Annotated in this window: 22 protein-coding genes and 2 pseudogenes; 12 read left to right on the top strand and 12 right to left on the bottom strand. The window is 74.9% G+C overall.

The genetic code is table 11. The features are described from left to right. Nucleotides 1–19: 19 nt before the first annotated feature. The gene (locus ACFVS0_RS09790; RefSeq protein ID WP_430587827.1) at nt 20–1,096 is read right to left on the bottom strand and encodes a LacI family DNA-binding transcriptional regulator; all 1,077 of its coding nucleotides are present in this window, start codon (nt 1,094–1,096) and stop codon (nt 20–22) included. A gap of 213 nt (nt 1,097–1,309) precedes the next feature. Here ACFVS0_RS09790 and ACFVS0_RS09795 point away from each other — a divergent pair, with 213 nt between their 5' ends. Then, on the top strand, nt 1,310–1,906 hold the full coding sequence (locus ACFVS0_RS09795) for an HhH-GPD-type base excision DNA repair protein (protein ID WP_430563294.1): 597 nt from the start codon (nt 1,310–1,312) through the stop codon (nt 1,904–1,906). A 30-nt stretch (nt 1,907–1,936) separates the two neighbouring features. Here the strand turns inward: ACFVS0_RS09795 and ACFVS0_RS09800 are convergent, their stop codons facing one another. The 3 genes from ACFVS0_RS09800 to ACFVS0_RS09810 all read right to left on the bottom strand — a co-directional run bounded on the left by ACFVS0_RS09800 (nt 1,937) and on the right by ACFVS0_RS09810 (nt 4,632). Continuing rightward, nucleotides 1,937–2,932 carry a ScyD/ScyE family protein gene (locus ACFVS0_RS09800; protein ID WP_430587828.1) on the bottom strand — a complete coding sequence of 332 codons (996 nt, stop codon included), beginning with the start codon at nt 2,930–2,932 and terminating at the stop codon, nt 1,937–1,939. Nucleotides 2,933–3,025: 93 nt separating this feature from the next. Then, nucleotides 3,026–4,159: a P1 family peptidase gene (locus ACFVS0_RS09805; protein WP_430587829.1), complete on the bottom strand. Its 1,134-nt coding sequence runs from the start codon at nt 4,157–4,159 to the stop codon at nt 3,026–3,028. After that, complete coding sequence (locus ACFVS0_RS09810) at nt 4,156–4,632, bottom strand: MerR family transcriptional regulator (RefSeq protein ID WP_430563292.1); 477 nt, start codon at nt 4,630–4,632, stop codon at nt 4,156–4,158. Before ACFVS0_RS09810 ends, ACFVS0_RS09805 begins: the two co-directional genes overlap by 4 nt. A gap of 71 nt (nt 4,633–4,703) precedes the next feature. On the opposite strand from ACFVS0_RS09810, the gene ACFVS0_RS09815 reads away from it, so the two are divergent. Genes ACFVS0_RS09815 through ACFVS0_RS09825 form a run of 3 tightly spaced genes read left to right on the top strand, consistent with a single transcriptional unit; the run spans nt 4,704 to nt 7,207 of the window. Beyond that, a complete protein-coding gene (locus ACFVS0_RS09815) occupies nt 4,704–5,660 on the top strand; it encodes an NAD(P)/FAD-dependent oxidoreductase (protein ID WP_430587830.1) in 957 nt (318 codons plus the stop codon). 38 nt (nt 5,661–5,698) lie between these two features. Then, the gene (locus ACFVS0_RS09820; protein ID WP_430587831.1) at nt 5,699–6,349 is read left to right on the top strand and encodes a histidine phosphatase family protein; all 651 of its coding nucleotides are present in this window, start codon (nt 5,699–5,701) and stop codon (nt 6,347–6,349) included. Between the two features lie 9 nt (nt 6,350–6,358). Continuing rightward, nucleotides 6,359–7,207: a hypothetical protein gene (locus ACFVS0_RS09825; protein WP_430563289.1), complete on the top strand. Its 849-nt coding sequence runs from the start codon at nt 6,359–6,361 to the stop codon at nt 7,205–7,207. Nucleotides 7,208–7,226: 19 nt separating this feature from the next. Here ACFVS0_RS09825 and ACFVS0_RS09830 read toward each other — a convergent pair whose 3' ends face one another. Continuing rightward, nucleotides 7,227–7,583, bottom strand: a complete 357-nt coding sequence (locus tag ACFVS0_RS09830) for a YybH family protein (RefSeq protein WP_430587832.1) — start codon at nt 7,581–7,583, stop codon at nt 7,227–7,229. 82 nt (nt 7,584–7,665) lie between these two features. On the opposite strand from ACFVS0_RS09830, the gene ACFVS0_RS09835 reads away from it, so the two are divergent. Then, a complete protein-coding gene (locus ACFVS0_RS09835; RefSeq protein ID WP_430563287.1) occupies nt 7,666–8,061 on the top strand; it encodes an MmcQ/YjbR family DNA-binding protein in 396 nt (131 codons plus the stop codon). A 6-nt stretch (nt 8,062–8,067) separates the two neighbouring features. On the opposite strand, the gene ACFVS0_RS09840 is transcribed toward ACFVS0_RS09835, so the two are convergent. Beyond that, entirely contained in the window at nt 8,068–9,309 is a 1,242-nt protein-coding gene (locus ACFVS0_RS09840; RefSeq protein ID WP_430587833.1) for a hypothetical protein, read from the bottom strand. A 244-nt stretch (nt 9,310–9,553) separates the two neighbouring features. Next, nucleotides 9,554–10,165 (bottom strand): annotated as a pseudogene (locus tag ACFVS0_RS09845) (M28 family peptidase); the annotation flags it as partial. On the opposite strand from ACFVS0_RS09845, the gene ACFVS0_RS09850 reads away from it, so the two are divergent. The 5 genes and pseudogenes from ACFVS0_RS09850 (at nt 10,053) to ACFVS0_RS09870 (ending at nt 14,823) form a co-directional block, all read left to right on the top strand. Beyond that, nucleotides 10,053–10,400 carry a hypothetical protein gene (locus ACFVS0_RS09850; protein ID WP_430587834.1) on the top strand — a complete coding sequence of 116 codons (348 nt, stop codon included), beginning with the start codon at nt 10,053–10,055 and terminating at the stop codon, nt 10,398–10,400. The pseudogene ACFVS0_RS09845 and the gene ACFVS0_RS09850 sit on opposite strands and share 113 nt — an antisense overlap. A gap of 116 nt (nt 10,401–10,516) precedes the next feature. Further along, on the top strand, nt 10,517–11,560 hold the full coding sequence (locus ACFVS0_RS09855; RefSeq protein WP_430587835.1) for an alcohol dehydrogenase catalytic domain-containing protein: 1,044 nt from the start codon (nt 10,517–10,519) through the stop codon (nt 11,558–11,560). Between the two features lie 387 nt (nt 11,561–11,947). Further along, complete coding sequence (gene corA / locus ACFVS0_RS09860) at nt 11,948–13,135, top strand: magnesium/cobalt transporter CorA (protein ID WP_430549830.1); 1,188 nt, start codon at nt 11,948–11,950, stop codon at nt 13,133–13,135. Between the two features lie 74 nt (nt 13,136–13,209). Next, nucleotides 13,210–14,211, top strand: a pseudogene (locus ACFVS0_RS09865) (AI-2E family transporter); the annotation flags it as partial. A 96-nt stretch (nt 14,212–14,307) separates the two neighbouring features. After that, entirely contained in the window at nt 14,308–14,823 is a 516-nt protein-coding gene (locus ACFVS0_RS09870) for a YbaK/EbsC family protein (protein WP_430587852.1), read from the top strand. A 28-nt stretch (nt 14,824–14,851) separates the two neighbouring features. On the opposite strand, the gene ACFVS0_RS09875 is transcribed toward ACFVS0_RS09870, so the two are convergent. Continuing rightward, complete coding sequence (locus tag ACFVS0_RS09875) at nt 14,852–15,730, bottom strand: SGNH/GDSL hydrolase family protein (protein WP_430587836.1); 879 nt, start codon at nt 15,728–15,730, stop codon at nt 14,852–14,854. 216 nt (nt 15,731–15,946) lie between these two features. On the opposite strand from ACFVS0_RS09875, the gene ACFVS0_RS09880 reads away from it, so the two are divergent. Then, nucleotides 15,947–16,312: a VOC family protein gene (locus ACFVS0_RS09880; protein ID WP_430585430.1), complete on the top strand. Its 366-nt coding sequence runs from the start codon at nt 15,947–15,949 to the stop codon at nt 16,310–16,312. 27 nt (nt 16,313–16,339) lie between these two features. Here ACFVS0_RS09880 and ACFVS0_RS09885 read toward each other — a convergent pair whose 3' ends face one another. The 4 genes from ACFVS0_RS09885 to ACFVS0_RS09900 form a co-directional block, all read right to left on the bottom strand. Next, nucleotides 16,340–16,744 carry a hypothetical protein gene (locus ACFVS0_RS09885; RefSeq protein WP_430587837.1) on the bottom strand — a complete coding sequence of 135 codons (405 nt, stop codon included), beginning with the start codon at nt 16,742–16,744 and terminating at the stop codon, nt 16,340–16,342. 169 nt (nt 16,745–16,913) lie between these two features. Then, nucleotides 16,914–17,726 (bottom strand): coenzyme F420-0:L-glutamate ligase, encoded by an 813-nt coding sequence (gene cofE / locus ACFVS0_RS09890; RefSeq protein WP_430585431.1) that lies wholly within the window; start codon nt 17,724–17,726, stop codon nt 16,914–16,916. Then, complete coding sequence (locus tag ACFVS0_RS09895; RefSeq protein WP_430587838.1) at nt 17,723–18,733, bottom strand: TIGR03557 family F420-dependent LLM class oxidoreductase; 1,011 nt, start codon at nt 18,731–18,733, stop codon at nt 17,723–17,725. The genes cofE and ACFVS0_RS09895 overlap by 4 nt, the downstream gene beginning before the upstream one ends. 76 nt (nt 18,734–18,809) lie before the next feature. Next, nucleotides 18,810–19,775 (bottom strand): GNAT family N-acetyltransferase, encoded by a 966-nt coding sequence (locus tag ACFVS0_RS09900; RefSeq protein WP_430587839.1) that lies wholly within the window; start codon nt 19,773–19,775, stop codon nt 18,810–18,812. A 103-nt stretch (nt 19,776–19,878) separates the two neighbouring features. Between ACFVS0_RS09900 and valS the strand changes: the two genes are divergently transcribed. Then, nucleotides 19,879–22,665: a valine--tRNA ligase gene (gene valS / locus ACFVS0_RS09905; protein ID WP_430587840.1), complete on the top strand. Its 2,787-nt coding sequence runs from the start codon at nt 19,879–19,881 to the stop codon at nt 22,663–22,665. The last annotated feature ends 59 nt before the right edge of the window (nt 22,666–22,724 follow it).

A 22,724-nucleotide genomic window follows, 5' to 3' on the forward strand; every position in this document is an offset into this window, starting at 1 on the left:
CGTCGGCGAGGGGGTGGTGCTACTCGAGGGGTACAGGGGGGCCGGCGGACGTCCTCGTGGGGGCGCCCGTCCGGCGGTCCACGACCTCGTGGACGGCGCCCGTGGAGCCACGGACCACGAGCTCGACGGGCAGGCGGTCCACGGTCGGACCGGGACGCGCCCCGGCGTCGACCCGGGCCGGGGGGTCCTCGGAGCCGAGCTCCCCGACCAGCAGGTCCACCGCGCGGCGGCCCAGTCTCGTGCGGGGAACGCGGATGGTGGTCAGCGCCGGGGACACGAGCGTGGCGACCGCGACGTCGTCGAACCCGACCACCGACACGTCGTCGGGCACCTTCACCCCGCGTTCCCGGAAGCGGCCGAGCATCCCGAGCGCCATGAGGTCGTTGAAGGCGACGACGGCCGTCACGTCCTGCGCGAGCACGTGGTCCGCCGCGGCGAAGCCCCCCGAGAAGTAGGGGCTGAAGGCACCGAGCTCGACGAGCGACAGACCGTCCAGGCTCTCGGCGGCGCGCCGCAGACCGTCCGAGCGGCGTTCGCTCGACCAGGAGCTGACCGGGCCCGCCGCCACCGCGACTCGGCGGTGGCCGAGGACGTAGAGGTGGCGCAGCGCCTGCGAGACGCCGTCACGGTCGTCGACGGCGACCGACGGCAGGGCACCGACCTCCCGGCTCACGAGCACCGTCGGGACGTCGCCCGCGAGGCCGAGCACGTCGTGGTCGCTCGAGCGGGGCGACGCGAGGAGCACGCCGTCGACCCGGCGCGCGAGCTCGCGGACGAGCGCGGTCTCCGAGGTCGCGTCCTCCTCCGAGTCGACGATGAAGACGGCGTAGCCGAGCGCCCTCGCGCGCGCCTGGACGCCCTTCGTCACCGAGGCGAAGTAGGGGTTCTCCAGGTCGGGGACCAGCAGCCCGATGGCGTGGGTCCGTCCCATCCGCAGCCCGCGGGCCGTCGGGTCGGGCTGGTACCCCAGTCGGGCTGCCGCGGCGACGACCCGGTCGCGCGTGGCAGGAGAGACCCGGCCCGTCGACGCCAGGGCACGGGAGACGGTCGACACGGAGACCCCCGCCGACTCGGCCACGTCACGCGCGCTCGCCATGACACCCCTTCAGGTCGGACCGGTGCGCCGTCGCACCCGCCGTGCCGCAACAGTGGCAAACGATTGCAGGCGGGTCAACCCCCTGGCCGTCCTCCTTGGGGCCGACGTGGGCCTGCGCGCAGCGCCGGGCGCAGCGCGTCGGTGCGCAATCGATCCCGGCCACGGGCGACCGTCGAGGGGCCACGGCGGACGGGGGCGCGGCACAATGGCCCCATGACGGCACAGCTCTGGATCACCGGCGACCCCGAGACGGACGCACTGCTGAGCGACGACATGTTCGCGCTGCTCGTGGGCATGCTCCTCGACCAGCAGTACCCGATGGAGCACGCGTTCGCGGGGCCGCGCAAGATCCGCGACCGGCTGGGCAGCATCGACCCGCACGCGGTGGCGGACGCCGACCCGGACGAGTTCGTCACCCTCGCCACCACTCCCCCGGCCATCCACCGGTACGGCCGGTCCATGGCGGGCCGCGTGCAGGCGCTGGCGCGGGTGATCGTGGACGACTACGACGGCGACGTCGCGAAGCTCTGGACGACGGCCGGGGCCGAGGGGCCGGCCACCGGCGCGGAGGTGCTGGCTCGCCTGCGCGCGCTACCGGGCTTCGGCGAGCAGAAGGCCAAGATCTTCCTCGCCATGCTCGGCAAGCAACGCGACGTCCGGCCCGTGGGCTGGCAGGAGGCCGCCGGGCACTACGGCGACGACGGCTCGCGCCGCTCGATCGCCGACGTGACCAGCGCGGAGTCCCTCGCCGAGGTGCGGACCTTCAAGAAGGCGCAGAAGGCGGCGGCGAAGGCGGCCAAGCAGGGCTGAGGCCCCGCTCGGCCGCCGCGGGACGCCGGTTCAGCGGCCGTGGTGCCCGTGCGGGAGCGGCACCTTCCACACCTCGCCGTCGAGGGTGACGACGTAGGCCGTGCGCCCGACGATCTCGAACGACGTCGGGCGGTCGAGGCCGGTCGCCACGGCTCGCAGGACGCCGTGCCGCCCGGCCTTCATCACCTGGCCGGTGTCCGGGTCGGCGGGCGACCCCTCGGGGTTGCCCGGGGTGAAGTGGCCCTGGGCGAGCGCGTAGAGCCCGCCCCGTCCGCGCTCGACGTCGACGAGCAGGCGGCCGCCGGAGGCGACCTCGTGGACGCCGTGCCTCCAGGGGGTGAAGGCGACGACCCGGCCGTCGCGCGGCAGGTGGGGCACCGGACCCGCCTGGGCGACCAGGACGGTCCGGCCGATGGTCTCCAGGCCCGTCGGCACGACGTTGCCGAACGCGCGGACCTGCGTGATCGAGCCGTCGGGCGTCACGTACAGCACCCGGTTGTGGTGGCCGTCGGTGACGAGGAACCCCCTGCGGTACGGCTCCATGGCGTACTGCAGGCCGGAGGGCACGAAGAAGTCGGTCTTCGGCGGGTGGGCGATCGACCAGGCGCCGATGTCGGCGACGGGACGCGCGACGCCGTCCCGTCCGACCCGGTACAGGCCGGAGACCTGCGGGTCCGCGAGCGACACGAGGACGTACGCGGTGCGGCCGCGGAACGCGACGTCGAGTGCGCCGCCGGGCGTCCCCGCCTGCTGCACGGGCAGCCCCGAGACGAAGGTCGAGGCGGCGCCGGTGCGGCGGTCGATCCGGGAGACCTCCCCGGACACCGGTTCGGTGACGTAGAGGGCCCCGTCGGGACCGACGGTGGAGCCGGCGCCGCCGGACAGCCCGGTGGTCAGGAGCGACGGGTCGGCGTGATGGTGGCCGTGGTCGTGGCCGTGGTGCGACGGAGTCGCGGCAGCGGTCGCGACCGTGGTCGCGGCGAGCATGGTGGACAGCAGGACGGCGATGATGCGTGGGGTGCGCATGGGGACCCCTCCCGAGGTGCGTCGTTGCACGGACGGTGAGGCTCGGCGCGGTGGCCGGGTCGGGACGTGGCGCTCCCCTCGCCGTGATCGACGCTACGCCCGATGCCCCTCGCCGTCACGGGCCGTTCGCCCCGGCGACCACCCGGCGGCGCGCAGCCGTCCGAGCGCGCGGTCGTGGGGCAGCGCGTGCCGGGTCCCGCGGTGCCCGACGGTCGTCGTGGCGGTGAAGACCGACGCGAGCAGCGCCTCCTCGACGGCGTCCGTCGCGGCCGCGAACAGCGGGTCCAGCCAGTCGTCGGGCACGAGCGGGTCGGCGGGGTCCGCCGTCGTGAACGCGAGGCCGTAGTCGCCGCTGCCGTGCGCGAAGTCGGAGCCCACCCGGCCCATGGCGAACACCGCGCGGCGGGCGACCCGTTCGAGCCGCCTGGCGTCGAGCGGGGCGTCGGTGGCCACGACGATCATGCACGAGTTGCCCTCCGCCGGACCGGATCCCTTCGGCACCGCGTCGATCTCTTCGGCACGGGGAACTGCCGAAGAGATCGACTCCGTGCCGAGCAGATCTGCCGCGGGCAGCGGCACGCCCTGCACGGTGAGGGTGCCGGAGAAGTTGGACTGCACCAGCACGCCCACCGTGCGCGGCCGGCCCGCGACGTCGACCCGGCGCGACGACGCCCCGATCCCGCCCTTGTACCCGAGCGTGGCGGTCCCCGCCCCCGCACCGACGCAGCCCTGCTCCACCGGGCCGGACGTCGCGCCGTCGAGCGCGGCGAGCACGTGCGCCTCGGTGATCGGCCGGGCGCGGATGTCCGAGAGGTACCCGTCGTTCGTCTCCCCCACCACCGGGTTGAGGGTGCGCACGTCCTCGTAGCCGGGCCAGGCGAGCACGTGGGTGACGAGCGCGTCGGCGGCGCGGAACGCGGAGAGCGTCGCGGTGAGGAGGATCGGCGTCTCGATCGCGCCGAGCTGCTCGAGCTGCGTCGCGCCCACGAGCTTGCCGTACCCGTTGCCCACGAACAGCCCGCACGGCAGCGCTCGCCGCTGCCCGGGCCCGGCGCCGAGCGCGTCGGGGACGACGGCGGTGACGCCCGTGTGCAGATGCTCGCCCTCGTGCAGGGTGGTGTGCCCGACGCGCACCCCCGGGACGTCGGTGATCGCGTTCGCCGGGCCCGTGGGCAGACCGCCGACGACGACGCCGAGCTCGCGGGGCCCCGGCCGCGCGCCGCTCATGCCCGCCCCGTGGGGACGAGCCGCGCCGGGTGGACGTCGCGCCAGGTGCGGGAGCCGTCGACCAGGTCCTGCACGTGCTCGCGGAACCGCGGGCACGTGGCGATGTCGTGCGCCCGGCACGACAGGGCGTGCTCCGTCATGTGCCGGGAGCGGTCGATCTCCTCCTGGCGCCGGTCGAGCTCGGCCAGGTGCGCGGTGAGCACCTCGTGGCGGTCACGGGCGCCGCGCCCCGTGGACCCGGCGTCGAGCAGCACCTGGATCTGCTCGAGGCTCATGCCCGCGACCTTGGAGCTGAGGATCGTCGCCACCCGCACGACGTCGTCGGGCCCGTAGCGCCGCCGCCCCGCGCCGTCGCGGACCGGGTCCAGCAGACCGACGTCCTCCCAGTAGCGCAGCACGTGCGTCTCCAGGCCGAAGCGCTCGGCCAGCTCCCCCACGCTCCACGTCTGCTGGGCCGCACCGCTCGACGCCATCCCACTTGACTTCATGTCGACATGAAGTCACAGCCTGGGGTCAGCACGCAACCCGACCCGAAGGAGACGCCATGAGCGACACCACCCGCCACGACCTGCACGACGCCGTGATCATCGGCGGCGGACCGGCCGGCCTCGCGGCCGCTCTGATGCTCGGCCGCACCCACCGCGACGTCGTCGTGCTCGACTCCGGCACCTACCGCAACGACCCCACCGACGCGATGCACAACGTGCTCGGCTTCGACGGCGTGGCGCCGGCGGAGTTCCGCGGCGCCGCGCACCGCACGCTGGCCGCGTACGACACGGTCGAGCTGCGCCGCGCCACCGCCCACGACGTCGCCCCGCTCGACCCCGCGTCGCCGGCCGACGGGTTCGTCGTGCGCACCGACGACGGCGACGTCGCCGCCCGCCGCCTGCTGCTCGCCACCGGCGTGCGCGACGAGCTGCCCCCGACGCCCGGGCTGGAGCGGCTGTTCGGCACCGTCGCCGCACACTGCCCGTACTGCCACGGTCACGAGTTCTCCGGCACCCCGGTCGCGATCCTCGGCGCCGGGCCGCACGCCCCGCGCGTCGCCGGCCTGGTCGAGCGGATCGCGACCCGCGTCGTCGTCCTGGCCGACGGCGGGGACGTCGACCCGCAGGTCCGCGCGGCGCTCGACGCCCGCGGCGTCGCCGTCCGGCCGGAGAAGGTGCTCCGCCTGGAGCCGCTGACGCTGCCCGGCGGGCACCCGGGCGCACGGGCCGTGCTGGACGGCGCCGCGGCGGAGGAGCTCGGCGGGATCATGGTCGCCCCGACGCTGCACCAGGCGGCGCCGTTCGCCACCCGCCTCGGGCTCGAGCTGCGCGAGTCCGGCTGCGTGGCCGTCGACGCCATGGCCCGCACCAGCATGCCCGGGGTCCTCGCGGCCGGCGACCTCGCCCACACCGCCGACTTCCCCATGCCCGTGAGCTCCGTGACCGCGGCGATGGCGGCCGGACAGCTCGCCGCGGCGTCGATCGACGCCGACCTGCTGGTCGCCCCGCGCTGACCGTCTCGCACGCTCGGGACGACGGGCAGGATGGCGGCATGATCCGCCACCACCTGTTCGTCGTCGCCCATCCGCAGGCCGAGCACACCGCCGCCGACCTCGTCGGCGGGTGGTACGACTCGCGTCTCACGGACCGAGGACTCGCCGACGCGCACCGGGTTGCCGCGGAGCTCGGCCGGCGGCTCGACGCCCGTCCGGATCCCCGGCGTCCGGTGCGCGTCACGACCTCCGACCTCGCCCGTGCGGCGGAGACCGCGGACGTCGTCGGCGCGGCGCTCGGGGTCGCGGTCGCGCGCGACCGGCGACTGCGGGAGATCAGCTTCGGCACCGCCGAGGGCCGACCGAACGCGTGGCTCGCCGCGCGGCGGGTCCACGCGCCCGACGACGACAGGCTCGACCACCGCGGCCCCGTGCCCGGCGCGGAGACGCGACGCGAGGTGGCCGACCGGGTCCACGCGTGCGTCGCCGGGCTGATGACGGACACGGACCACGACCACGTGGTGGTGACGCACGGTTTCGCGCACACGTTCGTCGTGACGGCGTGGCTGCACGTCCCCGTCGAGGCGGCGGGCTTCGCCGCCTTCGCCACGTCACCGGGAGCGATCACCCACCTCACCCACGACGACGGGTGGGGCAACCGGACGCTCGTGGAGCTCGGCGCGACGTCCCACCTCGCGGCCGCCCACTAGGCTCGCCGCATGACCTCAGCGCACCCCCTGCCGCTCGGCCCTGCCCCGCGACCCACCACGGGAGACGACCTCGCCGACCGGCTCCGCGCCCTCGCGACGCGGGCGGCCGGCGCCGGCGTCGCCGGCCTCGACCGGGCGCGCGTCACCGCCACCCTGGAGGGCGCGGACGTCGCGACGCTCGAGGCGGACCTCACCGGCGTGGCGTTCGGCGCGCAGCAGAAGGCCCCGGGCGTCGGGTGGCAGCCCGGCACGATCACCGCGCGCGAGGACGGCACGGTGCGCCGCCTGCGCGTCGACGCCCACCCGCTCACCGCCGTCGACCTGCCCGTGGACGTCACCGCCGAGGCCGAGGGGCTGCGGTTCACCTGGGTCGAGGGCGCCGACGGCCAGGTCGGGTTCGAGCCGGTCGAGCCCGACGATGCGCACCCGGTGACCGGACACGCCCGCGTCGCGGTCTCCCGCGCCGGCCTGGTCGCGACCGTGCACGGCCTGCTCGCCGTCTCGCTGCAGTCCCAGGGCATCACGCTGAGCGACCTGGACGTGCAGCTCGACTCCCACGGCCCGCGCGCGGCAGGCCTGCGCATCGAGGCGAAGATCCGCAAGGGGTTCCTCTCCGCGGGCGTCTCCGCCACGGCGTCGGCCTCGGTCGACGCGGCGATGGTGCTGACCGTCGGCGACGTGCGCATCTCCAGTGGCAACCCGCTCGTCGCCGCGATGCTCGGCGCCGTCCGGGGCCGCGTCGAGGCCGCGGCGAACCGCCGCATCGACCTCGCGGCCGCGCTGCCGCCCGGGGTCCGGCTCGCGGACGTGCGCCTCGACGTCGGCGAGGAGCTCGTGCTCACGGCCCGGCTGGGCTGAGCGCGCGCACGGCGGGACGTCAGGCGACGGCGGGCTGGTCGAGCACCCACCGCCAGGTCCCGTCGGCCTGACGACGGGCCACCTCGGCCGTCACCGCCCCCGACTCCAGCCGGGTGGACGTCAGCGCCAGGTCGCCCTGGACCAGCGCCCGCGCCGGCACGCCCGGGGCGAGCTGCGGCCGCGCGGCGAGGATCAGCCCGAGGGCCGCCCGGATCGCCTCGCGACCGACCTGCTGCTCCCCGGGCGGGAACGCGAACACGGCGTCGGGCTCGTAGAGGGCGACCAGGCCCTCGAGGTCGCCGGCGTTCAACCGTTCGACGAACAGCCGTCCGAGGTCGTCGGGCTCGAGCGCCGGCACATGCTCATCGTTGACCATGCGGCGATCGTGCCACCGCCACCGACGTCCGTCCACGGTCCTGGGTGGCCCGCCTGTCGGTGCCGCGTGCGAGATTCGGGTCATGCCCGATCGCCCCGACGTCCCTCCCTCGCTCGTCGAGCACCTGGGGAGCCTGCTCGACTTCCCGGAGTGCGCGCGGGAGGACGCCTGGACCGGTGTCCGGTGGCGGGTGCGCAAGGCCACCGTGGCGCACGTCTTCGGCGGCGAGGACCAGCTCTTCCGCGTGACCTTCCGCGCCGAGCCGCAGGAGGTCCGGGCGTTCGAGCACCTCGGTCACCCGTACTTCCGCGCCGGCTGGGGCGGCAACGTCGTGGGCGTGGTCCTCGACGACCGCACCGACTGGGACGAGATGGCCGAGCTGCTCACCGACTCCTACTGCCTCCAGGCGCCACGCACGCTGGCCGAGGCCGTCGACCGGCCGGAGCCGCCGGACGACGGCGCGGCGACCGCCGGCTGACGCCCGTCAGAGGGAGACGGACGTCCCGACCAGCACCAGCTCGGACGTGTGCGACCCGGCCACGCCGACGTCGGCGGGCCGCGGGCGGAACCCGGGCAGGTCCTCCAGCCCGCCGCCGGCGGCGACGACCCGCAGGTCCAGCGGCTGCCCGGCGGGCACGACGAGCCGCACCTCGAAGCCGTCGTCGCCCGGGGCGTAGAAGCGGGTGTCGAGGGCGCCGCCCTCGACCGGCACCGTCCGGCCGGCGACCTTCGCACTCTCCACGCTCGAGGCGTTCAGCTGCACGTACCGCAGGGCTCCCGCGGTGCCGATCGGCGCCCCCGCACCGGGGGTCACGCGCAGGGTGAGGACGCGGGCGTCGCCCGCCGGCTCGGCGTCCAGCACGTCGACGACGGGGGCGGGCAGGTCGGCCGCCTCGGCGTCGCCGGCGTGCACCTCGCCCGCGAACATCGGGAACGGCTCGGACAGGTCGGTCTCGGTGTCCACGAACTGCGCGGTCCACCTGCTCGGGGTGCCCTCGTCGGAGACCCAGTGCGCCGAGCCGGTGTCGGCGTCCAGCGCGTACGCGAGGCGGGTGGGCTCGGGGTGCTCGGCGTCGAACGGGTCGGCGACGAATCCGACGACGAGCGCGACGACGCCCACCGCGGCGCACGCGCCCACCAGGCCGAGCGCACGTCGTCGGCCGCGGGGCCACAGCGCGGCGAGGACGGGCGTGAGCGCCAGACCGAGCAGCGCGGCGACGACCGCGGGCGCGGCACCCGTCGCGAGGCCCAGCGCCGGGAAGAACAGCAGCACGATCGGTACGAGGACCACGACCCCCACGGCCGCGCCCAGGGTCACGGCCACCCGCCGGCCGACGACGCCGCGCGCCACCCGCAGGGTCAGCAGCCCGGCGACGGCGCCCGCGAGCGCCGGCAGCGCGGCGAGGTACGAGCCGCCGGGGGTGACGGCGGCGAGGACGACGCCGAGGACGGCGAGCCAGCCGAGCGCCCCGAACGCGAGCGCGGCCCCGCCGAGCGACCGGCGCAGCCCGAGGAACCAGGCGGTCCACACGGTCGCCACGATGCCGAGCAGGGCGACGCGGAAGCCCCAGGGGCGCCACGGGTCGAGCATCTCGCCATAGCCGGGCCGCACCAGGCCCATGACCCACCACAGCGCGACGGACCCGGCGACGGCACCGGCGAGCGGGAGCAGCGCGGACGCGAAGCCGAGGGCGAGGGTGCCGGCCGTGGTCCGCTCGCCGCGCACCTCGCGCCGACGGGGGGAGGGTCACCCCGAGGGCGCCGACCGCGACCACGGCGGCGACGGCGAGCGGCCACACCAGCCAGCCCGGGTAGCGCGCGAGCACCCCTCCCGGCAGCGGGAAGTAGGTGGCGTCGTCGGCCGACGGCGTGGCGAGCGCCGCCGCGTCGGCGTCCCCGAGCTCGCGCGCTAGCGCCAGCATGTTGGCGCCGTGGTGCTGCAGGCTCGCCGTCGACATCCGCTCGGGGGTGTCCTGCGGCGCGTGGTAGGTCGCCGAGCCGTCGATGTACGCGGAGTTGAGGCCGGTGAACCGGCCCTCCGGGTCGTCGAGGAACGGCGAGAAGTCGGTGTCGTTCGGCAGGATGCGGTACACCTCGACCGCCATCGAGCTGCCCACGGGGTACGGCACGTGGGAGTAGGCGTCGACGAGGGCCGCGTTGCCGTCCGACGTCTCGAACATGATCGCCGGGCCGGACGAGCCGCGGGCCTCGACGTTGACCACGACGCCCCCGTCGGCCGCGCGCGGGTCGGAGTCCGCGAACGCCTCCGCGCCGCACAGGCACGCCTCCTCCGCGTCGGTGAACACGAGCACGAGGTCGTTGCGCAGCGGTTCGCCGGCGCCGAGCGCGCGGGCGGTCTCCAGCAGGGTCGCGACGCCGGCACCGTCGTCGTTGGCGCCGTGCGACACCTCGGCGGAGTCGTAGTGCGCGACGAGGAAGACCGGACCGGTCGAGTCGGTCCCCGGGATCGTGGCGACGACGTTCTTCGTGGCCGCGACGCGGCTCTGGTCGCCCAGCCGGCCGGACACGCCGACACCGTCGGTCACCTCCGGGTCGAGCCCGAGCTCCTCCAGGTCGGCCACGATCGTGTCGCGGACGGCGGCCGCGGCGGCCGTGCCGTGCGGGTGCACCTCGCCGCCGACCGTCTCGACCGTCGCGAACGCCCGCTCGGCGCTGAACTCGTCCGCGGCGGCGCCCGCCGACCGGGCGGACGGCGGCAGCACCGCCCAGACGGCGAGCGCCGTCAGGACGAGCAGGAAAAGGGAGCACGCGAGCGACGTCGCCCGCGACCGGGTCTGGGTCACCCGGGCACGCTAGCGGCGCCCGCGCGGTGTGGCCCAATCGTGATACGCGCCGTCTCAGGTGGACCGCCGCCTGGACCATCGCCGGACCGACAGGCGGACCCACCTGCGGATCGATGGTTGGATCGCCCCGTGCGCGCGATGACGTTCGACCGGTTCGGCGGGCCCGTCACGGTCCGCGAGGTGCCCGACCCCGCGGCGCCGCCCGGCGGCGTCGTGGTGCGTGTCCACGCGAGCGGCCTGTGCCTGAGCGACTGGCACGCCTGGGCGGGGCACGACACGGACATCACCTCCCTCCCCCACGTGCCCGGCCACGAGCTCGCCGGGGTGGTCGCCGCGGTGGGCGACGGCGTGCGGCGCTGGAGCGTGGGCGACCGCGTGACGTCGCCGTTCGTCTGCGGTTGCGGGCACTGCGACTGGTGCCGCTCCGGGCAGGCGCAGGTCTGCCCCGACCAGACGCAGCCCGGGTTCACGCACGCCGGGTCGTTCGCGGAGCTCGTGGTGCTGCACGCCGCCGACACCAACCTCGTCGGCCTGCCCGACGCCGTGGACGACGCCACCGCCGCGAGCCTCGGGTGCCGCTTCGCCACGGCCTACCGTGCCGTCGCAGGCCGGGCCCGGGTGCTCCCGGACGAGCGCGTCGTGGTGCTGGGCGCGGGCGGCGTGGGCCTCAGCGCCGTCATGGTCGCCGCGGCGCTCGGCGCCCAGGTGGTGGCCGTCGACCGGCACGACGGCGCGCTCGAGGCCGCGCGCCGGGCCGGGGCCGCGCACACCGTCCGCGCGGACGAGGACGTCGACGTCGCCGCGGTGGTGCAGGACCTCACCGGCGGCTGCCACGTGAGCGTCGACGCGGTCGGCAGCGAGCGCACCTGCGCCGACGCGATCGGCAGCCTGCGCCGCCGCGGGCGGCACGTGCAGGTCGGCCTGCTGCCGCCGGTCGACGGCCACCCCCGCGTGCCCATGTCCCGCGTGATCGGCTGGGAGCTGGACGTGCTGGGCAGCCACGGGATGGCCGCCGCCGACTACCCGGAGATGCTGGCGCGGGTCGCCGACGGCACGCTGCGCCCCGCCGACCTCGTCGACCGCGTCGTCGGCCTGGACGAGGGGGCGCGGCTCCTCCCCGACCTGCCCCGCACCCCGCGCTCCGGGATGGTCGTCGTCGACCCGCGCCGCTGAACCCGGGGCGGACAGGGGGCGGGCGGGGCGGGCGAGGCGGGGCGTCAGGGAACCGACGTCGACGTCACGGAGATCACCCCGCCGGCACCCTCCCGGTCATGGCCCGGCCACCCGGTCGGGGCTATGCTGGCCGATGGCCTGAGCAGCAGCGGCGACCGCCGCGACGACGACGAGGGAGGTGCGCGCCACATGACCCGTAGCGAGCCTCCCAGTAGTCCGAGCCGCGACTGACGGCTCCCCGCCCGGCCACGACGCCGGGCGGCCGTGGCGCACGCGCTCCTGACCGGCGCCACCGTTCTCCGAGCGCCCCGACGATCCGGGGCGCCCCCAGCCGCAGTCGCGGGACCGACGACCGTCCCTCGTCCCTGCACGCCCTCGGAGTCCGCCATGTCCGTCACCTCCCCCCGCGCCACCGGCTCCCGCACGGTCCGCACCCGTCCCCTGCTCGGCGCGCTGCGCCCCCGCCGCGCCACCCCGGCCTCCGGCGCGGGCGGCCACCTCGGCAGCGCCCGCACCGACGCGTCGGCGACGCGGCGCGACGTGCCCGGCCGCTCGTCGATCGTCGAGTCCGCCCTGTACGACGCCGACGGCCGCCGGGTCGCGAGCTTCACGCGCCTCGCGGACACGTTCCGCGAGCTGCGCGCCCACCCCGGCGGCATGGCGTGGATCGGGCTCGAACGACCCGACGAGACCGAGCTCGCCCAGCTGGCGCGGGAGTTCGACCTCCACCCCCTGGCCGTCGAGGACGCGATCGTCGCGCACCAGCGGCCCAAGATCGAGCGCTACGGCGACACGCTGTTCGTCGTCCTGCACGCGGCCCGCTACCTCGACCACGCGGAGGAGGTGGAGTTCTCCGAGCTGCACGTCTTCGTGGGCCCCGACTTCGTCGTCACGGTCCGGCACGGCGCGTGCCCCGACCTGGCGGCCGTGCGCACCCACCTCGAGGCGCACCCGGCCATGCTGGCCCGCGGCCCCGAGTCGGTGCTGTACGCGATCGTGGACCGCGTCGTCGACGACTACGCACCCGTCGTGGCCGGGCTCGACGGCGACATCGACGAGATCGAGTCCGAGGTGTTCGGCGGCGACGCGGCGGTGTCGCGCCGCATCTACGAGCTCTCCCGCGAGGTGGTCGAGTTCCAGCGGGCGGTGCGCCCCCTGCAGCGCGTGTGCGGCTCGCTCGCCAAGGGCGCGGAGAAGTACGGCGTCACCGAGGAGATGCAGGCGTACCTGCGCGACGTCGCCGACCACCTCACCGAGGTCGCGGACCGCGTCGAGTCGTTCCGCGCCGCCTTGCGCGACATCCTCACCGTGAACGCCACCCTCGTGGCCCAGCGGCAGAACGAGGAGATGACGCACCTCACCGAGGTGAGCATCCGCCAGGGCGAGGAGGTCAAGAAGATCTCCGGGTGGGCGGCCATCCTGTTCGCGCCGACCCTGGTCGGCACCGTGTACGGGATGAACTTCGACGACATGCCGGAGCTGCACTGGGCCTGGGGCTACCCGGCCGCGCTGGTGGCCATGCTCAGCGTGAGCGTGGCGCTCTTCGCCGTCTTCCGCTGGAAGCGCTGGATCTGAGCGGGGCCACGCCGCGCGGCTGCCGCCGCGTGGTCGCGCGCGCCGTCGCCGGGCGCGGTCGCTAGGGTCGCGGGGTGACCTCGACCGCGACGACCGCGCCCGGCAGCCCGACCACCGACCCCGGCGGTCTCAACCCCGCCACCCGCACGCTCCTGTCGCTCGGTGCGGCCGTCCTCGTCCTCGCGGGGGTGCACTGGGCATCGGACGTCCTGGCGCCGGTGTTCCTCGCCGCCGTGATCGTCATCATCTGCCACCCCGTTCGCCGCCCGCTCGAGGCCCGGGGGTGGCCGCGCTGGGCGGCGACCACGGCCGTGATCGTCGTCGCGTACCTCATCCTCGCGGCCCTGCTCGCGATGCTCGTCTTCGCCGGCTTCCAGTTCGCCGACCTGGTCACCGAGTACTTCCGCGACCTCGAGCAGTCGGTGTCCCAGATCGCCGCGCAGCTCGCCGAGCTCGGCCTGGACACGCAGGTCACCGACGCCGCGACGTCGTTCCTGGAGCCCTCCCGGCTGCTGTCCCTCGCAGGCAGCGTGAGCGGCATGGTCCTGTCGATCGCGACGGCCTTCTTCTTCGTGCTCGCCTACGCGATCTTCATGGCGGCCGACGCCGCCCGGTACGCGACCGCGTCCCGCGTCTTCGGCGCCACGCACGCGGAGCAGATCGGTCGCGCGACGCGGTTCAGCACCGGGGTGCGCCGCTACTTCGTGGTCAACGCGACCTTCGGTGCGATCGTCGCGATCGTCGACGGCTTCGCGCTCGCGCTGCTCGGCGTCCCCGCCCCGGTCGTGTGGGCGATCCTCGCGTTCGTCACCAACTTCATCCCGAACATCGGGTTCGTGCTCGGCCTGGTCCCGCCGCTCGTCATGGCGTTCGTCGTCGGCGGCTGGCCCCTGGCCCTGGCCGTCGCGGCCGTCTACTGCGTCGTGAACGTGGTGCTCCAGGTGCTGGTGCAGCCCAAGTTCGTCTCCGACGCCGTCAGCCTCAGCCTCACGCTGAGCTTCATGTCCGTGGTCTTCTGGACCTTCGTCATCGGCCCGCTCGGCGCCATCCTCGCGATCCCGCTCACCCTGCTGGTGCGGGCGCTCGTCCTCGAGGGCGACCCGCGCACCGTGTGGCTCCGGTGGCTCTCGGGCGACGACGTCACGCCCCAGGACGAGCGCCCCGCCACCCCGATGCCCGCCGCCGTCGCCGACGTCCCCGCCGGACCTGCCCCCTCGCACCCCGCCGTGGACCGGGTCCGGCACGCGCTGGACGGCGCCGGCGCGGACGGCGACATCCGTTGGCTCGACGACCACGCCACCACCGCCGCACGGGCCGCCGAGGCCCTCGGTGTCCCTGTCGGCGCCATCGCGAACTCGCTGGTCTTCACGCTCGACGACGAGCCGGTGCTCGTCCTGACGAGCGGCGCCCACCGCGTCGACACCGAGTTCCTGGGCTCCCGCCTCGGCGGCCGGCTCGCGCGCGCGAGCAAGGAGACCGTGCGCGACGCCACCGGCCAGGTGATCGGCGGCGTCGCGCCCGTGGGCCATCCCGCCCCCGTGCGCACGCTCGTCGACGTCGACCTCCGGGGCCACGACGTCGTGTGGGCCGCGGCGGGGCACGCGCGGACCGTGTTCCCGACGTCCTACGACGAGCTGGTGCGGATCACGGGCGGCACGCCGACGCCGGTCGTGCCGCCCGCGGAGTGAATCCGGCTGTCCTCGGGCACGGGTCCGCTCAGTAGCCCAGCGCGTCCAGGGCGGCGTCCGCCATCGCGCTCTCGCCGCGCGCGTTCGGGTGCACGGGCACCACGTTCGTGCCGAACAGCAACGGTTCCACCCAGCGCTCGCCGGCCGGGGCGCAGGCGTCGCGGCCCTCGCTGCGCTCCGCGAGGTCGACGAACGTCGCCCCCGCCTCGTCGGCGGCCCGCTCGATGACGCCGTTGAGCGTGGCCTGCAGGTCGCGCAGGTAGGGCACGTCGCCCGCCGCGACGGGGAGCTTGGAGAAGCACCCCTTCTCCGCGGGCACGATCCACGGGTAGCCGAGGATCGCGACGTCGGCGTGCGGCGCCCGGGCCTTGATGTCCTCGAGCGCCTGCCGGACGGCCGGGTACGTGGACTCCTCGACCTGGTCGGTGAAGCGGTCGCCGTAGGTGCGCTCGCACGGGTTGCCGCGCCCGGCCGTGACGGCGCCGGCCGAGCCGCAGGCCAGCAGCGCGCCGATGAACGTGCTGTTGTCGTTGCCGCCGATGGTGAGCGTGACCAGGTCGGCGTCCTCGGTCACGGCGTCGAGCTGCGGCCCGACGCCCGGATACTGGGCCTTGCCGAGGTCCTTGGTCTGGGCCGCCCCGCAGGTGACGTCCACCAGGTCCGCGCCGAGACGGTCGGCGACGAAGTGCGGGTAGTTCAGCGTCGTGCGCAGGCAGGCGAGCGGGGCGTCGGGATCGGGCGGAAGGATGCCCGACCCGGCCGAGTACGAGTCGCCGAGGGCGACGTACCGCACCGGATCAGGCGCCGCTCCGGCGGGTGCCGCGACGGCGACGACGCCGGCGGCGGCGAGGGCGGCGGCGGAGGCCGCGGCGAGGGCGGTACGGCGAGTGCGACGTGCGAGGTGCATGACAACTCCCTTGTGTGTCCGCAGGCGCTCGACGGTGAACGCCGAGACCGAGTATCACGACGTGCGACGGCGTCTACCAGACGACGCGCCGACGATCCTTGCCCCCGGCACCCGCCCTGCCGGCCGCCGGGCCGCGGCTAGCGTGGTGAGAGCGCCCCGCTCCCCGAGCGGGACCGCACCCGACCACCCACGACCACCCGACCGAGGAGCACGACGATGGCTCACGGCGACATCACGCACATCGACATCCCGGTGACGGACAAGGAACGCGCCAGGGGCTTCTACTCCGGCCTGTTCGGCTGGCAGATCGAGGCACCGCCCGGGTTCGAGGACTACCCGATGTGGCGGGCACCCAACCAGATCAGCGGGGGCGGGCTGGCGCCGCGCGGCGACGGGTTCGACCAGCCCCGCAGCTACGTCGAGGTCGACTCCATCGACGAGACCCTCGCCCGGGTGCGCGACCTGGGCGGCACGGTGCTCATGGAGAAGTCCGAGATCAGCCCCACCAGCTGGTGGGCCGTGCTCGAGGATCCGGACGGCAACCGGATCGGCCTCTACGAGGGCACGACGGACGCCGGCTGAGCCGACCGGGGCCGGCTTCTCGGCGCCTCAGCGGGCGAACAGGGCGCCGCCGTCGGGGTCGCCCTCCCGCCGCGGGCGCAGCGCCGACGGGGCCGGCCACGGCAGCGCGAACCGCTCGACGGCGACGTCGATCGCGCCGAGGTCGTCGGTCTGCACGACGACGCGGTCGGGCGTGACCTCGACGAGCTTCACGCGCAGCGGCTCGTCGTCGTCGCGCTCGAGCGTCCAGACGTCGGCCATCCACGACAGCCCGGTCGACTCGAGCGCCTCCTCGGCATCCGTCCAGTCGAGCGGCCCGCTCACGTCCCGACCGAGCATCGACACGGCGACCCAGCCGTCGCCCTCGGGGCGCAGCCAGCCCAGCGCCTCGCGGTCGTCGGGGCGGCGGTGCTCGATCCAGTCCGCGGGCAGGGGGTTCTCCGGCGCAGGCATGTCGGCACCGTAGGCGACGGCGCGCGGCCTCCGCGAGCGGAATCCCGGACTACCTCGCGGGTTCCGGTGCTACCTCGCGGGTTCCGGTGCTACCTCGCGGGTTCCGGTGCTACCTCGCGGGTTCCGGTGCTACTTCACGGGTTCCGGTGCTACCTCGCGGGTTCCGGTGCTACCTCGCGAGGTCGGCGCGACCGTCGGCGAGCCCGCGGGCGTAGGCCTCCGCGCTGCCCTCACGGAACAGGTCGTCGGCGCTGGGGCGCACCAGCGTGCGGGCACCGGGGCCGTCGGCCTCCGGCCCCTCCCCCGCGCGGACGTGCCGCGCGAGGCCGCGCACCACCGCGACGGGTCGGCCGTCCGCCTTGCCGCGCACCAGCTCCGAGGCGGCTGCGACCTCGTCCGCGACGGCGGTCACCGTGGCCGACAGCGGGCGGCCGTGCGCGTCGACCCCGCCGCGCAGGTCGTCGACGACGTCCACGCCGGCCGCGCCGATCGCGATGTCGGTGAGGCCGTCCCGCCAGGTCCGCCCGGCGGTGTCGGTGACGACGACGCCGAGGCGGTCCAGGCCGAACCGCGCGCGCAGGGCGGCTCGCAACGCGCGCGCCGAGGCGTCCGGGTCCTCGGGCAGCAGCAGCACGGTGCCCTCGGGCGTGTTCGACGCGTCCACCCCGGCGGCGGCCATCACCAGCCCCAGCCGGTTCTCGACGATACGCAGCGGCGGCTGGCCGTCGGGCCGCGCGCGGGTCGCGACCACGCGCACGGTCTCGTCGGTGATCGCCTGCTCGCGGTCGGCGGCGCGCACCACGCGCCCCTCGGCCTTCGAGACGACCTTGGACGTGACGACGACGACGTCGCCCTCGGCGAGCGGGTCCCCGGACGCCGCGCCGTCGGCGGCCAGGGCGTCGCCGACCAGGCCCGCGAGGTCGTCCCCGGGCCGGACCTCCGGGAACCCGCCGGGCGCCCAGGCGGTGAGCCGAGCGCTCACCGCACCAGCTTCGGGAGCACCTCGCGGCCGAAGACCTCGATCCACTCCTTCTGGTTGCGCCCCACGTTGTGCAGGTAGATCCGGTCGAAGCCGAGGTCGACGTACTTCTGGATGGCGGCGCGGTGCTCGTCCGGGTCGGCGCTGATGACCATGCGCCCCTCGAAGTCCTCGGGGCGGACCAGCTTCGCCATCTGCGCGAAGTCGTGCGGGGAGCGGATGTCGGCCTTGGGGAACTTCATGCCGCCGTTGGGCCACTCGGTCATCGCGTTCGCGAGCGCCTCCTCATCGGTCTCCGCCCACGACATGTGCACCTGGAGCACCTTGGGCATCCCCTGCGGGTCACGACCCGACTCGCGGACGCCGTCGTCGAACTTGCCGAACAGCATCTCGATCTTCTCCAGCGGCGCCCCGACGGTGATGAGGCCGTCGGCGTGCTTGCCGGCGCGCTTGGCGGTGATCGGGCCGGCCGTGGCGACGAGGATCTCGGGCGGCACCTCGGGCATGGTCCACAGCCGCGTGGACTCCATCTTGTAGTACTGCCCGGAGTGCTTGACGTCCTTGCCGTCGATGCCGGACGCGAAGAGCTTCTTGATGATGTCGATGGCCTCGAACATGCGGTTGATCCGCTCGGGGGCCTCCGGCCAGTACCCGGCCACGACGTGCTCGTTGAGCGCCTCGCCGGACCCCAGGCCGAGCCAGTGCCGGCCGGGGTACATCGCGGCGAGCGTGGCGGACGCCTGCGCGACCATCGCCGGGTGCCAGCGGAACGTCGGTGCCGTGACGCCGGGTCCGAGGTCGCCGCGGGTGCGCTCGCCGAGCGCCGTCAGCACGTTCCACACGAAGGCCGCCTCGCCCTGCTGCGGCACCCACGGCTGGAAGTGGTCGGCCGCCATGACGCCGGAGAAGCCGTGCTCCTCCGCGTAGGCCGAGAAATCGACCACGTCGGTGGGGTGGAACTGCTCGAGCATCGCGGCATAGCCGATGGTCAGGTCGGGGTTCGCAGCCATGGCTCCGACCTTATCCCCGGCCGAGGCCCGGGTAAGTGGTACCGGGTCGGTCAGCAGGGTCGGGGAGCAGGGTCGGTCAGCCCAGCCGCTTGGCGAAGAAGTGCTCGGCGTACGGGTTGTCGTTGTACCGGGCGATGCGCCGGTAGCCGGCCCGCTCGTACATCGCGACGGCCTCCGTCAGCGTCCCGTTCGTGTCGAGGCGCACCTCGCGGTGGCCGAGGTCGCGGCTCACGCCCTCGAGGTGGCGCAGCAGCCGGGAGCCGAGCCCCGCGCCCCGCCATCCCGGGTGCACCCACATCCGCTTGATCTCCCCCACGCCGCCGGACACCTCGCTCGACAGGGTGCGCACGCCCCCGCAGGCGACGGGCTCGCCGTCGCTCGTCGCGACGACGAACGCACCCGACGGCGGCGCGAGACGCGCGTCCTCGGGGTCGGGTTCGCCCGCCGCGGGCAGGGCACCGGGGTCGAACCCGCCGGGGAAACGCTCGTCGAGCTCCGCCACGTACGCCGCGACCGCGCGCCTGGCGAGGTCCGACGCCGGGTCCGCGCGCTCGAGCGTCACGGTCGCGGCCCGCACGAGGAGGTCGGCCTCCGCGAGGGCCGCGGCGAGCCGAGCCCGCTGGCGGGCGGTGAGCGGCGCGACCAGGTCCCGCGCCCGGTCCACCGACCGCCGCTCCAGGTCGTCCCACGCGCGCCGGCCCGCGGGCGTGAGGTCGACGCGGCGGCGTCGCCGGTCGTCGTCGTCGGGCACGACGGCGACGAGCCCGTCGGACTCCAGCCGGCGCAGCAGGCGGCTGAGGTACCCCGAGTCCAGGCCGAGCCTGGCACGCAGGTCCCGCGTGGTGCCCGGCTCCGTGCCGATCTCGAACAGGAGGCGAGCGGTGCCCAGCGGCATCCCGGTCCCGAGGAACGAGTCCTCGAGCGCGCCCACGCGCTGCGTGTAGCCGCGGTTGAACCGCCGTACGACGTCGACCTGCCGCTCGACCTGCGCGGCCGTCTCCGCCCCCGTCCCAGGCGTCGTCCCACCCGTCGAACTCTGCATACCTCTGACTTTAGTCAGAGGTTATGGGCCACGCTCCGGCGCCGTCCGCCGATCGAGACGCCCCTGCCCGGCGGGCCCCGTGCATCTGGGAGAATGACCGACCATGAGCGACTTCCCGACCCCCGAGGCGCCGACCGCGCCCGCGCAGACCCCCGCAGCGACCCCGAACGCCGGCAACCCTGTTGCTCAGGTAGCCGGCGACGTCGTCCGCGCGGAGGTCCGGGAGGTACCGGACAAGGTCAGCCTGGAGGGCCTGGAGCAGCGCTTCGACGAGCGCTGGTCGGCCGAGGGCACCTACGCGTTCGACCGCACGGCCACCCGCGAGCAGGTGTACTCGATCGACACCCCGCCGCCCACGGTCTCGGGCTCGCTGCACGTGGGCCACGTGTTCAGCTACACGCACACGGACACCGTCGCCCGCTTCCAGCGGATGCGCGGCAAGAAGGTCTTCTACCCGATGGGTTGGGACGACAACGGCCTGCCCACCGAGCGCCGCGTGCAGAACTACTACGGCGTGCGCTGCGACCCGTCCCTGCCCTACGTCGAGGGCTTCGAGCCGCCGCACCAGGGCACCGACGGCAAGAACGTCAAGCCGGGCGACCAGGTGCCGGTCAGCCGCCGCAACTTCATCGAGCTGTGCGAGCGGCTCACCGCCGACGACGAGCGCCAGTTCGAGGAGCTGTGGCGCCGCCTCGGCCTGTCCGTCGACTGGGCGCAGAACTACCAGACCATCGACGCCACCTCCCGCGCCGCGTCGCAGCGCGCCTTCCTGCGCAACCTCGCCCGCGGCGAGGCGTACCAGGCGGAGGCGCCGGGTCTGTGGGACGTGACGTTCCAGACCGCCGTCGCGCAGGCCGAGCTCGAGGCGCGCGAGTACCCCGGCTTCTACCACCGCGTCGCGTTCCACCGGCCCGACGGCAGCCCGCTGTACATCGAGACCACGCGCCCGGAGCTCATCCCCGCCGTGGTGGCGCTCATCGCCCACCCGGACGACGAGCGGTACCAGGGCCTGTTCGGCACCACCGTCACCTCCCCCCTGTTCGGAGTCGAGGTGCCGGTGCTCGCGCACCCGGCCGCCGCGATGGACAAGGGCGCCGGCATCGCCATGTGCTGCACCTTCGGCGACCTCACCGACGTGCAGTGGTGGCGCGAGCTGCAGCTCGCCACGCGCTCGGTCATCCAGCGCGACGGCCGCCTCTCCCGCGAGACGCCCGAGTGGGTCGCGGGCGGCCCGGGCGAGGCCCTGTACGCCGAGGAGCTCGCCGGCAAGACGACGTTCAGCGCCCGCAAGGCCGTCGTCGACGCCCTCCGCGAGTCGGGCGACCTCGACGGCGAGCCGTCGGCCACCCAGCGCATGACGAACTTCTACGAGAAGGGCGACAAGCCCCTCGAGATCGTCACCTCCCGCCAGTGGTACATCCGCAACGGCGGGCGCGACTGGGCGGCCCGTGACCTCAAGGCAGAGCTGCTCGCGCGCGGCAAGGAGCTCGACTTCCACCCGGACTTCATGCGCGTGCGCTACGAGAACTGGGTGAACGGCCTCAACGGCGACTGGCTCATCTCGCGCCAGCGCTTCTTCGGCGTGGCCGTGCCGCTGTGGTACCCGGTGACCGAGGCGGGCGACGTCGACCACGACCACCCGATCGTGCCGACCGAGGCGGAGCTGCCCGTCGACCCGACGTCGCAGGCCCCGGCCGGCTACGAGGAGTCGCAGCGCGGCGCGCCGGGCGGCTTCGTCGGCGACGCCGACGTGATGGACACCTGGGCGACGTCGTCCCTGTCCCCGCTGATCGTGTCCGGCTGGGAGCGTGACGCGGACCTCTTCGAGCGCGTCTACCCGATGGACCTGCGCCCGCAGGGCCAGGACATCATCCGCACCTGGCTGTTCTCCTCGGTGGTCCGCTCGCACCTCGAGTGCGGCGTCCTGCCCTGGAAGCACGCCGCCATCAGCGGCTGGATCCTCGACCCGGACCGCAAGAAGATGTCCAAGTCCAAGGGCAACGTCGTCACGCCGATGGGCCTGCTCGAGGAGCACGGCGCGGACGCGGTGCGGTACTGGGCCGCCGCCGCCCGCCTGGGCACGGACGCCGCGTTCGAGGTCGGCCAAATGAAGATCGGCCGCCGCCTCGCGATCAAGGTGCTCAACGCCTCGAAGTTCGCCCTGACGTTCGGCGTGGACCCGGAGACCGGCGCCGGCGAGATCGTGCTGGACCCGGCCCGCGTCACGGTCCCCCTGGACCGCGCGATGCTCGCCGGCCTGGCGGACGTCGTCGAGCAGGCCACCGCCGCGTTCGAGGCGTACGACCACACCCGCGCGCTGGAGGTCACGGAGACGTTCTTCTGGACCTTCTGCGACGACTACCTCGAGCTGGTCAAGGACCGCGCGTACGGCGCCGGCGCCGCGGCCACCGAGGTGACGGCCGAGACCGTGTCGGCACGCACGGCCCTCGCCCTCGCGGTGGACGCGCTGCTGCGCCTCCTGGCGCCGTTCCTGCCGTTCGCGACCGAGGAGGTCTGGTCGTGGTGGCGCACCGGCTCGGTGCACCACTCCGCCTGGCCGGTGGCCGCGCCGCTGCGCGCGGTGGCCGGCGACGCCGACCCGGTGCAGCTCACCGCCGCCGGGCACGCCCTCGCGGCGCTCCGCAAGATCAAGTCGGAGGCCAAGGTCTCCATGCGCACGCCGATCCTCACGGCGTCCATGGCCGTGCCGGCCGCGATGCTCGACGGCGTCCGGTCGGCGCTGGACGACGTCCGCGGCGCCGGCCGCGCCACGGGCACCCTCGACGTCGTCGAGGCGGCCGAGGGCCAGGGCAACCCCGACGTGCAGGGCGGCATCGTCGTCACCGCGTCCGAGCTGGGCGAGCCCCCGGCCCGCAAGCCCAAGGCCTGACCCGCGCGAGGTAGTTCCGAACCCGCCGAGGTAGTCCCCGACTTGCCGAGGTAGTTCGA

It is taken from the genome of Isoptericola sp. NPDC058082, assembly GCF_042885055.1.
Classification (GTDB): domain Bacteria; phylum Actinomycetota; class Actinomycetes; order Actinomycetales; family Cellulomonadaceae; genus Isoptericola.

Coding starts and splice junctions, on each gene's coding strand:
- ACFVS0_RS09790 (WP_430587827.1), bottom strand. CDS start 1,096: ATGGCGAGCGCGCGTGACGTGGCCGAGTCGGCGGGGGTCTCCGTGTCG.
- ACFVS0_RS09795 (WP_430563294.1), top strand. CDS start 1,310: ATGACGGCACAGCTCTGGATCACCGGCGACCCCGAGACGGACGCACTG.
- ACFVS0_RS09800 (WP_430587828.1), bottom strand. CDS start 2,932: ATGCGCACCCCACGCATCATCGCCGTCCTGCTGTCCACCATGCTCGCC.
- ACFVS0_RS09805 (WP_430587829.1), bottom strand. CDS start 4,159: ATGAGCGGCGCGCGGCCGGGGCCCCGCGAGCTCGGCGTCGTCGTCGGC.
- ACFVS0_RS09810 (WP_430563292.1), bottom strand. CDS start 4,632: ATGGCGTCGAGCGGTGCGGCCCAGCAGACGTGGAGCGTGGGGGAGCTG.
- ACFVS0_RS09815 (WP_430587830.1), top strand. CDS start 4,704: ATGAGCGACACCACCCGCCACGACCTGCACGACGCCGTGATCATCGGC.
- ACFVS0_RS09820 (WP_430587831.1), top strand. CDS start 5,699: ATGATCCGCCACCACCTGTTCGTCGTCGCCCATCCGCAGGCCGAGCAC.
- ACFVS0_RS09825 (WP_430563289.1), top strand. CDS start 6,359: ATGACCTCAGCGCACCCCCTGCCGCTCGGCCCTGCCCCGCGACCCACC.
- ACFVS0_RS09830 (WP_430587832.1), bottom strand. CDS start 7,583: ATGGTCAACGATGAGCATGTGCCGGCGCTCGAGCCCGACGACCTCGGA.
- ACFVS0_RS09835 (WP_430563287.1), top strand. CDS start 7,666: ATGCCCGATCGCCCCGACGTCCCTCCCTCGCTCGTCGAGCACCTGGGG.
- corA (WP_430549830.1), top strand. CDS start 11,948: ATGTCCGTCACCTCCCCCCGCGCCACCGGCTCCCGCACGGTCCGCACC.
- ACFVS0_RS09870 (WP_430587852.1), top strand. CDS start 14,308: ATGCCCGCCGCCGTCGCCGACGTCCCCGCCGGACCTGCCCCCTCGCAC.
- ACFVS0_RS09875 (WP_430587836.1), bottom strand. CDS start 15,730: ATGCACCTCGCACGTCGCACTCGCCGTACCGCCCTCGCCGCGGCCTCC.
- ACFVS0_RS09880 (WP_430585430.1), top strand. CDS start 15,947: ATGGCTCACGGCGACATCACGCACATCGACATCCCGGTGACGGACAAG.
- ACFVS0_RS09885 (WP_430587837.1), bottom strand. CDS start 16,744: ATGCCTGCGCCGGAGAACCCCCTGCCCGCGGACTGGATCGAGCACCGC.
- ACFVS0_RS09895 (WP_430587838.1), bottom strand. CDS start 18,733: ATGGCTGCGAACCCCGACCTGACCATCGGCTATGCCGCGATGCTCGAG.
- ACFVS0_RS09900 (WP_430587839.1), bottom strand. CDS start 19,775: ATGCAGAGTTCGACGGGTGGGACGACGCCTGGGACGGGGGCGGAGACG.
- valS (WP_430587840.1), top strand. CDS start 19,879: ATGAGCGACTTCCCGACCCCCGAGGCGCCGACCGCGCCCGCGCAGACC.